This is a genomic window from Parafrankia sp. BMG5.11 (assembly GCF_004337455.1).
In genome coordinates, this window is sequence record NZ_SJXI01000044.1 from 82,618 (window position 1) to 95,599 (window position 12,982).

Genomic DNA, 12,982 nt, shown 5'->3' on the forward strand with positions numbered 1-12,982 from the left:
ATCCGAACCCGGCGCACCCGCTCGTACCGGCGGGACTCCTCCTACCAGGGGCAAAGTCCCGCTACCAGCATCAACTGGTCGGTGGTGAGCGGAGCCGTCCGAGGCCGTATGCCGGCCTCGGGATGATTTTCTCCCGCGCAAGGGGTCGGCATGCGGATGTGACGTGCGCTATACACCTTGGAAACCGTTCACGGACGGACCTCACAGGCCCCCCGCGAACATCTTCGATCCCCGGAGCAGCCTGATGCCAAGCTCGCCAGCGCCGTCCGACCCGTCCGCCCCATCTGGTGGGTCGGCGCGATTCTGGTCGGGCCTCGGACGCACGGTCGGCCGCCGGACGGGCGTGGTGGCCGCGGTGACCTTGATCATCACCGCGGTGCTCGGTCTCGGCCTGACCAAGCTGGAGTTCACCACCGGCCAGGACAACTATCTCAATTCCGACTCGCAGGTAGCCAAGGACAACGTCGCCTACCAGAACCTCTTCGGCGGCCAGGCGATGATCGTCCTGTTCACCACGAAGCCTGGCGCGGATCTCGTCGACCTCTTCACCACCGGCAATGTCGAGAAGTTCCGCGATCTCTCCGCGCGACTGGAGAAGGACCCGCGCATCGAGAGCGTGATCACCCCGCTCACCGCGCTGCAGTTCACCGCGAACCTGGTCACCAGCCCGGACGGGAATCCGATCAGCAGCCCGGCGGGGCAGATCCTGCTCGACGCCCAGAGCCGCGATCCGAATCCGGACTCCGCAAAGCGGCGGCTTGCCGACTCGCTGCGCACCCTGGAACGAATCAACGCGATACCCGCGGATCGGCGTGACTTCGACGATCCCGACTGGGCGGACTTCCTGCTGCACGACAACACCGGTGCCGTCCGCAAGTCGCTCGAGTCGTTCTTCCCGACCGACCGGACGGCGCAGATGATCGTCCGGTTGAAGGGGAACGCGTCCATCAAGGAAGAGGGCCACGGAGCGTCCGCCACCGAGGCCGCGATGCAGGACCTGACCTTCGACAACGCCGACGTCATGACGACCGGCGCCGCCGTGCTGCTCCGTGACATCAACGACTACCTGCGCGGCGGCTTCCTCACGCTCGGAGCCATCTCGCTGGTCATCATGGCCGGGCTGCTGCTGGTCGCCTTCGCCGTGCGCTGGCGGCTGCTGCCGCTCGGGGTGGTGGCGGTCGGCCTCGTCTGGGCGTTCGGGCTCGCGGGCTATCTGGGCGTGCCGCTGTCCGTCGTGACCATCGCCGGCATGCCCGTCCTGCTCGGGGTCGGCATCGACTTCGCGGTCCAGCTGCACAGCAGGGTCGAGGAGGAGGCACAGCTCGACCGGGCCCGCGATCCCGTCGCCGAGGCGCTGGCCCGGCTGATGCCGGCCCTGGCGGTGGCCACCGTCGCCGGAATCGTCGCGTTCCTCGCGCTGGAGTTCAGCAAGGTGCCGATGATCCGCGACTTCGGCGTCCTGCTCGCGATCGGCCTGCCGGTCATCGTCGTCGCGACCGTGCTGCTGAGCGCCGCCTCGCTCGGGTTCCGGGAGCGCCGCTCCCCCACCGCGCCGAAGGACTACTCACGAGGCCCGCTCGGACGCGCGGTGGTCGCACTCGGCTCGCTACCTCGGGTGACCGCCATCCCACTCGTCGTGCTCGCGGCCGCGATCTTCGCCGGTGGGCTGGTCGTCGAGGGCGACCTGAAGGTCCAGACCGACCCGGAGAAGTGGGTGAGCCAGGACTCCCAGGTCGTGCACGACATCCAGGACCTCAAGGCGCAGACGGGGTCCAGCAGCGAGCTGGGCGTCTACATCCAGTCCGGTGAGGTCTTCGACGACAGGACGGTGAAGTTCGTCCACGACTTCACCTACCAGCAGCTCAAGGAGCACCCCCAGAAACTGCTGACGGCGTCCAGCCTGGTGACGACGATCAGCTTTCTCATGGAGGTGCCCGACACCACGCTCCTCGCCCCGACCGGCGCGGACATCGAGCGGGCCTACCGGGTCACGCCGGAAGCGATCCAGAAGAGCACGGTCAACCTGGACGGCAAGGCACTCAACCTGATCTTCCGGACCGGGCCGGGCGCGCTGGAGGAACGCGCGGTCGTCGTCGACGACATCCGGGCGACGGTCAGCCCGCCCGAAGGGATCCGCGCGACGCCGTCCGGCCTGGCCGTCGTCGGCACCGGCCTGCTGGAGAACTTCGAGAAGAACCGCGTCGAGCTGACGTACTTCGCGCTCATCGGCGTGTTCCTGATCCTGCTGCTGTGGCACCGGAACATCGTCCGCGCGGTGGTGTCGGTGATACCCGTGCTGATCGCGGTGGGGCTCACCGCGATCGTCTCCTGGCTCGCCGGCTTCGACCTCAGCCCGCTGACGGCGGTCGGCGGGCCACTCGTGATCGCGCTGTGCACGGAGTTCACGACACTGATCGTCATGCGGCACATCGAGGAGCGCCGCCGCGGGCGCGACCCGCTGGCCGCCATCGAGGAGGCGGCGGCCCGCACCGGGCGTGCCTTCATGGTGTCCGCGCTCGCCGCGGTGATCGGGATCGTGGTCCTGGCGTTCAGCTCGTTGCCGCTACTGCGCGACTTCGGCCTGGTGGTGGCCCTGAACGTGGGCGTCGCCCTGCTCTCCGCGCTCGTCGTGCTGCCGCCACTGCTGCTGTGGGCGGACGAGCGCGGCTGGGTCTACCGCGGCCCGCGGCTCGCGGCCGGCGCGATCCCGCTGCCCACCCCGGCCCCCGCCGGCGCCGGGGTGGGTGGGCCGCCCGGGCCGGACGGCAGCTCGGCACCGCCCGCCGGCAGCTCTACCCCGCCCGCCGCGGGGGGCTCGGCCGGGCCCACCCCCGAGAGCTGACGGCGCGGTCGGCTCCGCCCTTACCGGGCGGGCCGACGGACCCGGTCCGGTGTGACGCGGCCGGACCGGGTCTTCGTCGTTCGGCACCCCTGTGGCACGCTCGACTGACTCGCGCTGTCGCGGCGGACGGCTGTCCGCCATGCCGGCAGCCCGGAAGCGGAACGTGACACCGCCGTACAGGCTCGGCAGCCACCGAGCGCAATGAGGAGAGGGCATGACTTTCGACTTCAAGGTCGCGGATCTCGCGCTGGCCGAGTTCGGCCGCAAGGAGATCCGGCTTGCCGAGCACGAGATGCCCGGGCTGATGGCCACCCGCGCCGAGTACGCGGCCAGCCAGCCACTCAAGGGCGCCCGGATCATGGGCTCCCTGCACATGACGATCCAGACCGCGGTCCTGATCGAGACGCTCGCCGCCCTCGGCGCGGACGTCCGGTGGGTGTCCTGCAACATCTTCTCCACGCAGGACCACGCCGCGGCCGCGGTGGTCGTCGGGCCGAACGGCTCCAAGGACGACCCGAAGGGCGTGCCGGTCTTCGCCTGGAAGGGCGAGACCCTCGATGAGTACTGGTGGTGCACCGACCAGGCGCTGTCCTGGCCGGACGGCGGCGCGCCGAACATGATCCTCGACGACGGCGGTGACGCCACCCTGCTCGTCCACAAGGGCGCCGAGTTCGAGAAGGCCGGCGCCGTCCCGGCGACCGACGCCTCGGACTCCGAGGAGTACGCGATCATCCTGGAGACGCTGCGCCGCACGATCTCCGAGAAGCCCGGCCGGTGGACGACGACCGCGACGTCGGTCAAGGGTGTCACCGAGGAGACCACCACCGGCGTGCACCGGCTGTACGAGATGGCGAAGGCCGGCACGCTCGCCTTCCCCGCCATCAACGTGAACGACTCGGTCACCAAGTCGAAGTTCGACAACAAGTACGGCTGCCGCCACTCCGTCATCGACGGGCTGAACCGGGCGACCGACGTGCTCATCGGCGGCAAGGTCGCGGTCGTCGCCGGCTACGGCGATGTCGGCAAGGGCTGCGCGGACGCGCTGCGCGGCCAGGGCGCCCGCGTCATCGTCACCGAGATCGACCCGATCTGCGCGCTGCAGGCCGCTATGGACGGCTTCCAGGTCGCCACGCTCGAGGACGTCGTCTCGACCGCCGACATCTTCGTGACGACCACCGGCAACTACGACATCATCACGGCCGCGCACATGGCCGCGATGAAGCACCAGGCGATCGTGTCGAACATCGGGCACTTCGACAACGAGATCGACATGGCCGGCCTCACGAAGACTCCCGGCATCGAGAAGATCAACATCAAGCCGCAGGTCGACGAGTGGGTGTTCCCGGACGGGCACTCGATCATCGTGCTGGCCGAGGGCCGGCTGATGAACCTCGGCTGCGCCACCGGCCACCCGAGCTTCGTGATGTCGAACAGCTTCACCAACCAGGTGATCGCCCAGATCGAGCTGTTCACCAAGACCGAGCAGTACCCGGTCGGCGTCTACACGCTGCCCAAGCACCTGGACGAGAAGGTCGCCCGGCTGCACCTGGACGCCCTGGGCGTCAAGCTCACGACGCTGACGAAGCAGCAGGCCGACTACATCGGCGTGCCTGTGGAGGGCCCGTACAAGCCGGACCACTACCGCTACTGAGCACAGGCGCTCGCCTCGCCGAGCCGCCGTGAACACGAGGGCCGTCCCGATCGATCGGGACGGCCCTCGTCGTCACCGGGCCCCGGCCTCCGTGCACCGCCCGGAGAGTTCGCGGCCCGCGGTGCGGGGAGCTCAGGCGGCCGGGACGCCGGGATCGGTCTGGGACCAGCACACGGTGGTCCAGACGACCGTGCCGGCGCCGTCCGAATCCGGCGCGGTGCCGCTGTCGGTGAACGCGCCGACCTCGGTCGCGCCGCCCTCGGTCGCGGGGCTGGTGGTCCCGGGGCTGGTGCTCCCGGGGCTGGTGCTCCCGGGGCTGGTGCTCCCGGGGCTGCCCGCGACCACGGACTGGGCGCCGGCCGGTGCCGACTCGGGATCCAGCGACGGGAGCGAGTACCAGCCGGCGGGCAGCAGCGCCCCGGAGTCCGCCACGACGTGCGTCTCGAAATCGGCCGGGATCACGTCAGGGACCACCAGCTCGGAGGCGCCGGACGGGCAGGTCAGGCCGGGTGTGTGGGTGACCTCGGCGGATGGCTGGTCCGTGCCCGACTCCGTGCGGCACAGCACCGCGGACCGGGGCGGCCAGAAGGACGCGGTGTGCGCGTAGTAGCCGCCCTCGAGCCGGACCGGCGGGCCGGGATCAGGTTCGTCGCCGGTGGCGGCGACCTCGAACTCCTGCCCGCCCGGGCACTCGGCCCCCGGGGTGCCACCTGCTCGGGCCGCCGTCTGGCCGGTGAACGCGAACGTGCCGGCGATCAGAACGGCCACGAGCCCCGCCCGGCCCACTGAGAACGATCGTGCGACGGTCATGGTGACACCCTCCCTCTACGGACGATCAGACAAACACGCCGGATGAACATCGGCGCCGAGTTCGTAGGCAACACACGGCCTGTCAGCTTGGCGACAGGGCACAGCCGGACCACCAGAGCCGCGGCGCGGCGACGCCCACCGCGCCGGCACCGGCGCACCAGCCGCGGCACGGCACCCCCGGCTCATGGCGCGACCGAGGCACGGCGGTACTCCAGTTCAGGTGCTCCCGCACGCTCCCGCGCCCCACGCTCCCGGCCCGTACGCGCGTAGCCGAGACGCGCGACGACGCGGAGCGCGTCCGGGGAGGCGCCGCGGATCCACAGCTCGCCGACCCCGGCGTGCCGTGGATCCCGACCCGGATCGAGGCGCGGCCCGGGTTCGAGGTCGCGGCGCAGCCAGATGTGGTCGATGCCCGCCTCGCTGTCGCGCACCGGCCCGAAACGGGCGGGCCGCGGCCGGTAGCCGGCCCGCCGGTAGAACTCCTCGGCCCTTTGCTGCGCGTGCAGTTCGATCGCGGTCAGCCCCCGCTCGGCCGCCAGTTGCTCGAGGGCCTCGGTGACGAACTGCCCGAGGCCCCGCCCGCGGTACGGGCGCCGGACGGCGACCCGCCCGACCACGCCGAACCTCCCGCGCCCGGCAGCCGGCTCCTGGGCACCCGCCGGGGTGATCAACCGTGCCGTCGCGAGCACCACGCCGTCCGCGCCGAGCAGGACGGCGTGGTCGGCGCTCGCGTCCAGGACGTCGCGCTCCAGCTCCTCGGGCACGCCCTGCTCCTCGATGAAGACCTCGTGGCGCAGACCGAACACCGCCGCCGGCGGGACACCCGCGACGAGCACGAAGGTCGGACCGCCCCCGGGGGCGCCGGCGACGGCCAGCGAGGGGGGCGTCACGGAAGGAACCGGGCAAACGGTGGCGGAGGGTGCACGGTTTGCCAGTGTAGGCAGTCAATCTAGCTCGGCAATCCGCGCACTTATTGATCAAATCAAACCATGAAAGCAAACCAAATCATCAACACACAGACAATCTGCCTCGCACCGTCGAAGAACGCACCCAGTCGAAGCCGGCCCGCTCGGCCGACCCAGATGTGCGGGGTTCCCAGTACAAGGGGGTGTAACTGTTACGTTGATAATGGTCTTTATTGATCATTGCGTGCCATGATGGTCGTGTGAACCTCAAGGAGTGGGCCGAGTCGCAGGGCATCGCCTCTGTGACGGCTCGCCGCTGGTTCAACGCCGGGAAGCTACCCGTCCCGGCCCGCAAGGTCGGCGGGCTGATCATCGTCGGGGATGTCGACCGGACCCCCTCCCCCGGTGAGACCGTGGTGTACGCCCGTGTCTCGTCCGCGGACCAGAAACCCGGCCTTGACCGGCAGGTCGCCCAGGTCACCACGTGGGCCACGGGCGAGGGCCTGCCGGTCGACCGGGTGGTGACCGAGGTCGGCTCGGGGCTGAACGGTCACCGGCGGAAGTTTCTTGCCCTGCTCCGCCACCTGAGGGCCGTCACGATCATCGTCGAGCGTCGTGACCGGTTCGCCGGCGTCGGTGCCGAGTACGTCGAAGCGGCCTTTGCCATGTCCGGCCGGCGGCTGCTGGTCATCGATCCCGCGAAGGTCGATGACGGCTGTGTCCGGGATATCACCGGGATCGTGACGTCGGTGTGCGCCCGGTTGTACGGCCGCCGCACCGCTGGGAACAGAGCGCGGCGGGCTGTCGAAGCCGCCGCTGGGGCCGCCGGGTGAGGACAGTGCAGGCTTACCGGTTCGCTCTGGACCCGAACGAGGTGCAGCGGGCCGCGCTTACCCGGCATGCCGGGGCGGCCCGGTTCGCCTACAACTGGGGCTTGTCGCGGGTGAAGGCCGCGCTGGCGCAGCGGGAGGCGGAGAAGTCCTACGGTGTGCCCGGGGATCTGCTGACCCCGGTGCCGTGGACGTTGCCCGCGTTGCGGTTGGAGTGGAACAAGGCCAAGGCGGGGGTCGCTCCGTGGTGGGCGGAGTGCTCGAAGGAGGCGTACAGCGCCGGACTCGATCAGCTCGCCCGGGGGTTGAAGAACTTCACCGCGTCCCGGCACGGGAGGCGGAAGGGCCGCCGGGTCGGTTTCCCCCGGTTCAAGAAGCGCGGGAAGGCCCGCGATTCGTTCCGCTACACCACCGGCTCCTACGGCCCGGACGGCGACCGGCATGTGAAGCTGCCCCGGATCGGCCGGGTGAAGGCCTGCGAGGCGATGGGCGCGCTGACCGGTCGGCTCGCCGGCGGCAGGGCCCGGCTGTTGGGCGCGACCGTGGCCAGGACCGCCAGCCGGTGGTTCGTGTCGTTCACCGTCGAGGTCGACCGGGAGGTTCCCACCGGCCCGTCGCGGTCGCAGCGCACGGCCGGGCCGGTCGGTGTCGATGTGGGCGTGAAGCATCTCGCTGTGCTTTCCACCGGGGAGATGATCGCGAACCCGAGGTATCTGGCCGGGTCATTGCGCCGGCTGCGGAGCGCTTCGCGGGCCTACGCCCGGTCCACCCCCGGATCGGCCGGACGGCGCAAGCGCGCGGCCCGGCTCGCCCGCATCCACGCCCGGGTCGCCCACCAGCGCCGTAACGGGTTGCACACGCTCACCACCCGGCTCGCGAAAACCCACGACACGATCGTCGTGGAAGATCTCCACGTTGCGGGGATGGTACGTAACCGGCGGCTGGCTCGTGCGGTCTCCGACACGGGGATGGCGCAGATCCGCCGCCAGCTCACCTACAAGACCGGCTGGTACGGATCGAGACTCATCGTTGCGGACCGCTGGTATCCGAGTTCGAAGACCTGTTCCGGCTGTGGCTGGCGAAACCCAAGCCTGACGCTGTCGGACCGCACCTTCCGCTGCCAGCCCTGCGGGCTGGTCCTCGACCGTGACGTGAACGCCGCGGTCAACCTGCGTAACCTCGTCGCCGCCAGTGCGTCGGAGACGGAAAACACCCGCGGAGCCGACCGTAAGACCCACTCCGGTGGGCGGGTGGCTGGGAAACGGGAACCCGGCACGGCCTCGGCCGGTCAGACCGGGAGCGCCGCCCCGCAAGGGACGGCAGGCTGACCGGTGAACGCCAAAACACACCGGAACGCAACAGTAGGAATCCCTCTTGTAACGCATCCTCAGGCGATCACACGCGAAACACCGAAGGCATGTCCTGGGACCGACCACCAGGACGGCGGGCGCGGGCCGCGGCGGCCACCCCGACACCACACAGACACGAAGAGGAACACGTGACTCGTCCAGACCGACGGCAACCGGTACGTCGAGCGCAGGCAGGGACCCGAACACTGGCAGGGGCCCAGGCGCCGGCAGGGGCCCGAATGCCGGCGGGGACCCGACCGCAGACGGAGACCGGGTACGCGGCGATCACGAACGGCCGGGACTGACCGTGGCCGCCACCCTCTACCCACCGGCCCGCAACCGCCCGGTCCGCAACACGTCCGGGACGATGGTGGAGCCGACCCGCGGGCTGATCCCCCACGTCCAGGTCGGCACCGGTTCGCTCTTCGGCTGGTTCGACAGTCCGGCCAGCCAGGTCAGCGCCCACCTGTGGCTGTCGAAGGCGGGCGAGTTCGAGCAGTACGTCCCGTTCGACCGCCGGGCCTGGGCGCAGGCCGCGGGCAACCCGTTCTGGATCAGCGTCGAGTGCGAGGGGTACGACTCCGAGGACTACACGGCGATCCAGGTACAGCGCCTCGGCGAGCTCTTCGCCTGGGGGATGCGTGAGTTCGGCTGGCGCCCCGAGATCACGGACTCACCCAACGGCTACGGGCTCGGCACGCACCGCATGGGCGGCGCGGCGTGGGGTGGTCACTCGTGCCCGGGGAACGTCCGCGCGAACCGCCGGGGCGACATCCTCGCGGCCGCGCTGGGGGCGTCCCCCGGGGGCTCGCTCGCGGACCCGCGACAGCGGTACGCGGGGATGCCGACCTTGCGGGAGGGGATGAGCGGGCCGGAGGTCGTCACCCTGCAGAACGCACTGAACATCATTTTCGGCCACGAGGCGCCGACGGGTGACCCCTACCGCCTGGCGCCCGACGGGGCCTACGGCGCGCGCACCACCGCCCGGGTTGCCTCGCTTCAGCGGTACGCGACGCCGTGGTTCGGCCGCATACCCGAGGACGGGGTCTGCGGCCCGAACACCTGGCGCAAGATCGGCTATGTCCTCACCGGGATGAACCGCCAAGTATGAGTCGGCCGGGCCCGAGCCGGGGCCGAGGGTCGGGACCGGGACCGGGACCCGCGGCGGCTCAGGCCTCGCGCAGGGCGTCCCGGAAGGAGACCCTCGCCCCGGTCCGCAGCACCGCGTTGCGGTAGATCCGCCCGGTGAGCCGGACGAGCACGCCGATCAGCGCCAAGGCGAGCACCACCGAGAGGACCAACTGCCACACCGGCGCCACCCCGAGCGCGATCCGCATCGGCATCAGCACCGGCGCGAAGATCGGCAGCAGGGACAGCACCGCGATCAGGCCGTTGTCGGGATCGCCCGGCACGATCGAGATCCCCAGCACCCAGGGCACCACGATCGCCAGCACGATGGGGCTCGAGATGCCCCCGACGTCCTCCTGCCGGGAGACCATCGCCCCGACCGCGGCGAACGGGAGAGCGTAGAGGAAGAACCCGATGACGTACCAGACCACCGACCAGATCACCGTCCCGGTGGCCTCGCCGGAGGGCAGCGAGAGCGCGCCGGTGACCAGCGCGGCGACCAGGCCCCCGCCGGCCAGCACGATCATCTGGATCAGCGCTACCAGCCCGATGCCCAACACCTTGCCGGCCATGAGCGTCCACGGGCGGACCGTCGACAGCAGCAGCTCGACCACCCGGCTCGACTTCTCCTCGATCACCCCCTGGGAGACGGCCGGCCCGTAGAGCATCAGGCCCATGTAGATCAGCAACGCGGCGGCGATCCCGAGGACGAGCCGCTCGCCCTGGTGGGCCGGCGCCGGGTCGAGCTGGGTGACATCGACCCGCGTGGCGGCGACCGCCTCGTTCACCCGGGCCGGGTCGCCGCCGAGCACGCTGATCTCGTTGTCGAGAACCTGCTGGCGGGCCACAACAGCCAGCACAGCGCGCCACTCGTCGTTCAGGTCCTCCTTGACGGCAACGCGCAGGCCGTTCGGGGACGCGGTCACGAGGGCGTCCAGATCGCCGTCGGCGACCTGGCGCAACCCGGTGGCCTCGTCGGGCACCTCGCGGGTCGTGATGCCGACGTCCAGGCTCCGGGCGGCGGCGGTGAGCGGCGCCGTGATCGCGGACTCCGCCGCCGTCACGCCGACGGACTCCGTCGAATCGCCGCCGCCGACCAGGTCGATCACGACCGCGGCGCCGACGAGCAGGACGAGGAGGGCGACGGTGGTGATCCGGAAGACCTTGGAACGCAGCCGTACGCCGAGCTCGCGACCGGCGACGAGCCGCACGGTCGCCCAGGAGCCCAGCGCCGGATAGTCGCCCCGGCCGCCGGAACCCGGCGCCGGCGCCGGCCCGGCGCCGGTCTGGGCCGGGATGCCTGGGGCCGGGCCGGCCGTGGCCTCGCGGCCGTGTTCGTGATCGGATTCCGGGCTCATGCCACCGTCACCTCGTCCGTCGCGCCCGCCGTGTCAGATCCGGAGCCGGTACGGGAGCGGACGCCGGGGGCGCCCTCGTCGGTGCTCACCGCGGAGCGGAACAGCTCGGCGAGTGACGGCCGGCCGCGGCGGAACTCCCGCACCGGACCGACCGCCAGCGCCCGGCGCAGCAGGTCCTGGTCGTCGGCGCCGGGAGCGAGGTCGACCACCGTACGGTCCCCCTCTGTGGCGCGGACGGTCATCCCGGGCAGGTCCTCGGCCCAGCCCGGTGGGGCCCCGGGCACCTCGACGACGATCCGCTCGGTGCCGTCCGCCCGCAGCTCGTCGACCGTGCCGGCGGCGACCATCCGCCCGGCGGCGACGATGCCGACCCGGTCGCAGAGCCGCTCGACGAGCTCGAGCTGGTGGCTGGAGAACACCACGGGAACCCCCTCGTCGCACTTCTCCCGCAGCACCTGGCTCATGACGTCGACCGCGACCGGGTCGAGCCCGGAGAACGGCTCGTCCAGCACGAGGACCTCCGGGTCGTGCACGAGCGCGGCGGCGAGCTGGACCCGCTGCTGGTTGCCGAGGCTGAGCTTCTGTACCTCGTCGTCCCGCCGCGCCGCGACGCCCAGCCGCTCGAGCCAGGCGTCGGCGGAGCGGCCGGCGGCAGCGGCCGGCATCCCGTGCAGCCGGGCGAGGTGGACGAGCTGGTCGCGGACCTGCATCTTCGGGTACAGGCCCCGTTCCTCGGGCATGTAGCCGATCCGGCGGCGGGCGGCGAGGTCGACCGGGCGGCCGGCCCACCGGACCTGCCCGGCATCGGCCGCGAGCACCCCGAGCACGATGCGCATCGTCGTCGTCTTGCCCGCCCCGTTGCTGCCGACGAAGCCGAACAGCTCCCCCTCGCGAACGTCGAAGGTCATGCCGTCGAGCGCGACGACCTCGCCGTACCGCTTGCGCACATCGTCGATCTCGAGCCGCCTGTCCGGCATCGACCACCTCCGCGTCACGTCCTGCTGCTGGACGACCACATAGTACCGAGCTAAAGTGATATCACTTTGATACCTCGGCGCTAGCGCAGAGGTAGCCGGGCCCGACCAGCACACCAGGTCGGAACGCGCCGAGCGGACCGGCTCGCCAGATCCAGCTCCTCATTCGGAGGCACACATGAGCACCGAGGCACCGCAGGTGGACGTCGAACATGTCGTTGTCGACATGCCCGAACCGAGCGTCCGGGAACACCACGCGAAGGACCACTCGGGCCTGTTGGCCCTGCTGGCGGGCCTGTTGGGCATGCTGGCCTGCCTCGCGATCGGTATCGCCGGGATCGTCGTCGCCGCCGACCACTCCGCCCCCGTCGGCGCCGTCCTCATCGTGGTCGGCGTGCTCGGCCTCATCGCCGCGTTCTTCGCGCTGTGCGGCCTGACCGCCGTCGCGCCGGGCGAGGCCCGGGTCGTCGCGCTGTTCGGCCGCTACGTAGGGACGATCCGCACCACCGGGCTGCGCTGGGTGAACCCCTTCACCACGCGCAAGAAGGTCTCCACCCGCATCCGCAACCACGAGAGCGGCGTGGCGAAGGTGAACGACGCCGACGGAAACCCGATCGAAATCGCGGCCGTCGTGGTCTGGCAGGTGAAGGACACCGCGCAGGCCGTCTTCGAGGTGGACGACTTCGTCGAGTTCGTGGCCATCCAGTCCGAGACCGCCGTGCGGCACATCGCGACGAGCTACCCCTACGACGCGGCCCCCGAGGTCATGTCGCTGCGCGACAACGCCGAGGAGATCACCGCGAAGCTCTCACTGGAGATCGCGGCCCGGGTCGCCTCCGCCGGTGTACACGTGATCGAGTCCCGCATCACCCGGCTGGCGTACGCGCCGGAGATCGCCCAGGCGATGCTCCGGCGCCAGCAGGCGGGCGCCGTCGTCGCGGCCCGCTCGCGGATCGTCGAGGGCGCCGTGGGCATGGTCGAGGCAGCGCTGGAACGCCTCGACCGGGAAAACATCATCGAGCTGGACGAGGAACGGAAGGCAACCATGGTCAGCAACCTGCTCGTGGTCCTGTGCAGCGAACAGTCGACGCAGCCGGTCATCAATGCCGGATCCCTCTACACCTGAGCCGCGGGA

Annotated in this window: 10 protein-coding genes; 6 read left to right on the forward strand and 4 right to left on the reverse strand. The window is 70.9% G+C overall.

Annotated elements, in window-relative coordinates; all coding sequences use genetic code 11:
* Positions 1-244 precede the first annotated feature (244 nt).
* Positions 245-2,842, forward strand: coding sequence for an RND family transporter (locus tag E0504_RS27755; RefSeq protein ID WP_112105384.1), 2,598 nt, complete (start codon positions 245-247; stop codon positions 2,840-2,842).
* Between the two features lie 214 nt (positions 2,843-3,056).
* Positions 3,057-4,493 (forward strand): adenosylhomocysteinase, encoded by a 1,437-nt coding sequence (ahcY, locus tag E0504_RS27760; protein WP_071064009.1) that lies wholly within the window; start codon positions 3,057-3,059, stop codon positions 4,491-4,493.
* Between the two features lie 132 nt (positions 4,494-4,625).
* Here ahcY and E0504_RS27765 read toward each other — a convergent pair whose 3' ends face one another.
* Together E0504_RS27765 and E0504_RS27770 are read right to left on the reverse strand one after the other, a co-directional pair.
* A complete protein-coding gene (locus E0504_RS27765; RefSeq protein ID WP_131626094.1) occupies positions 4,626-5,303 on the reverse strand; it encodes a hypothetical protein in 678 nt (225 codons plus the stop codon).
* A 182-nt stretch (positions 5,304-5,485) separates the two neighbouring features.
* Positions 5,486-6,193, reverse strand: coding sequence for a GNAT family N-acetyltransferase (locus tag E0504_RS27770; protein WP_243657642.1), 708 nt, complete (start codon positions 6,191-6,193; stop codon positions 5,486-5,488).
* Positions 6,194-6,468: 275 nt separating this feature from the next.
* Here E0504_RS27770 and E0504_RS27775 point away from each other — a divergent pair, with 275 nt between their 5' ends.
* The 3 genes from E0504_RS27775 (at position 6,469) to E0504_RS27785 (ending at position 9,498) form a co-directional block, all read left to right on the forward strand.
* Positions 6,469-7,041: an IS607 family transposase gene (locus tag E0504_RS27775; protein ID WP_131626095.1), complete on the forward strand. Its 573-nt coding sequence runs from the start codon at positions 6,469-6,471 to the stop codon at positions 7,039-7,041.
* Positions 7,038-8,366, forward strand: coding sequence for an IS607 family element RNA-guided endonuclease TnpB (gene tnpB / locus E0504_RS27780; protein ID WP_112105031.1), 1,329 nt, complete (start codon positions 7,038-7,040; stop codon positions 8,364-8,366). Before E0504_RS27775 ends, tnpB begins: the two co-directional genes overlap by 4 nt.
* A gap of 328 nt (positions 8,367-8,694) precedes the next feature.
* Positions 8,695-9,498 carry an N-acetylmuramoyl-L-alanine amidase gene (locus tag E0504_RS27785; protein ID WP_112105030.1) on the forward strand — a complete coding sequence of 268 codons (804 nt, stop codon included), beginning with the start codon at positions 8,695-8,697 and terminating at the stop codon, positions 9,496-9,498.
* Positions 9,499-9,556: 58 nt separating this feature from the next.
* Here E0504_RS27785 and E0504_RS27790 read toward each other — a convergent pair whose 3' ends face one another.
* Together E0504_RS27790 and E0504_RS27795 are read right to left on the reverse strand one after the other, a co-directional pair.
* Entirely contained in the window at positions 9,557-10,873 is a 1,317-nt protein-coding gene (locus tag E0504_RS27790) for an ABC transporter permease (RefSeq protein ID WP_131626096.1), read from the reverse strand.
* Positions 10,870-11,850, reverse strand: coding sequence for an ABC transporter ATP-binding protein (locus tag E0504_RS27795; protein ID WP_071059643.1), 981 nt, complete (start codon positions 11,848-11,850; stop codon positions 10,870-10,872). The genes E0504_RS27790 and E0504_RS27795 overlap by 4 nt, the downstream gene beginning before the upstream one ends.
* A 175-nt stretch (positions 11,851-12,025) precedes the next feature.
* Between E0504_RS27795 and E0504_RS27800 the strand changes: the two genes are divergently transcribed.
* Complete coding sequence (locus E0504_RS27800) at positions 12,026-12,973, forward strand: SPFH domain-containing protein (protein ID WP_071059639.1); 948 nt, start codon at positions 12,026-12,028, stop codon at positions 12,971-12,973.
* The last annotated feature ends 9 nt before the right edge of the window (positions 12,974-12,982 follow it).

Excerpts from the sequence above, each read along its gene's own strand:
- E0504_RS27755 (WP_112105384.1), top strand. The coding sequence starts at position 245 with ATGCCAAGCTCGCCAGCGCCGTCCGACCCGTCCGCCCCATCTGGTGGG.
- ahcY (WP_071064009.1), top strand. The coding sequence starts at position 3,057 with ATGACTTTCGACTTCAAGGTCGCGGATCTCGCGCTGGCCGAGTTCGGC.
- E0504_RS27765 (WP_131626094.1), bottom strand. The coding sequence starts at position 5,303 with ATGACCGTCGCACGATCGTTCTCAGTGGGCCGGGCGGGGCTCGTGGCC.
- E0504_RS27790 (WP_131626096.1), bottom strand. The coding sequence starts at position 10,873 with ATGAGCCCGGAATCCGATCACGAACACGGCCGCGAGGCCACGGCCGGC.
- E0504_RS27795 (WP_071059643.1), bottom strand. The coding sequence starts at position 11,850 with ATGCCGGACAGGCGGCTCGAGATCGACGATGTGCGCAAGCGGTACGGC.
- E0504_RS27800 (WP_071059639.1), top strand. The coding sequence starts at position 12,026 with ATGAGCACCGAGGCACCGCAGGTGGACGTCGAACATGTCGTTGTCGAC.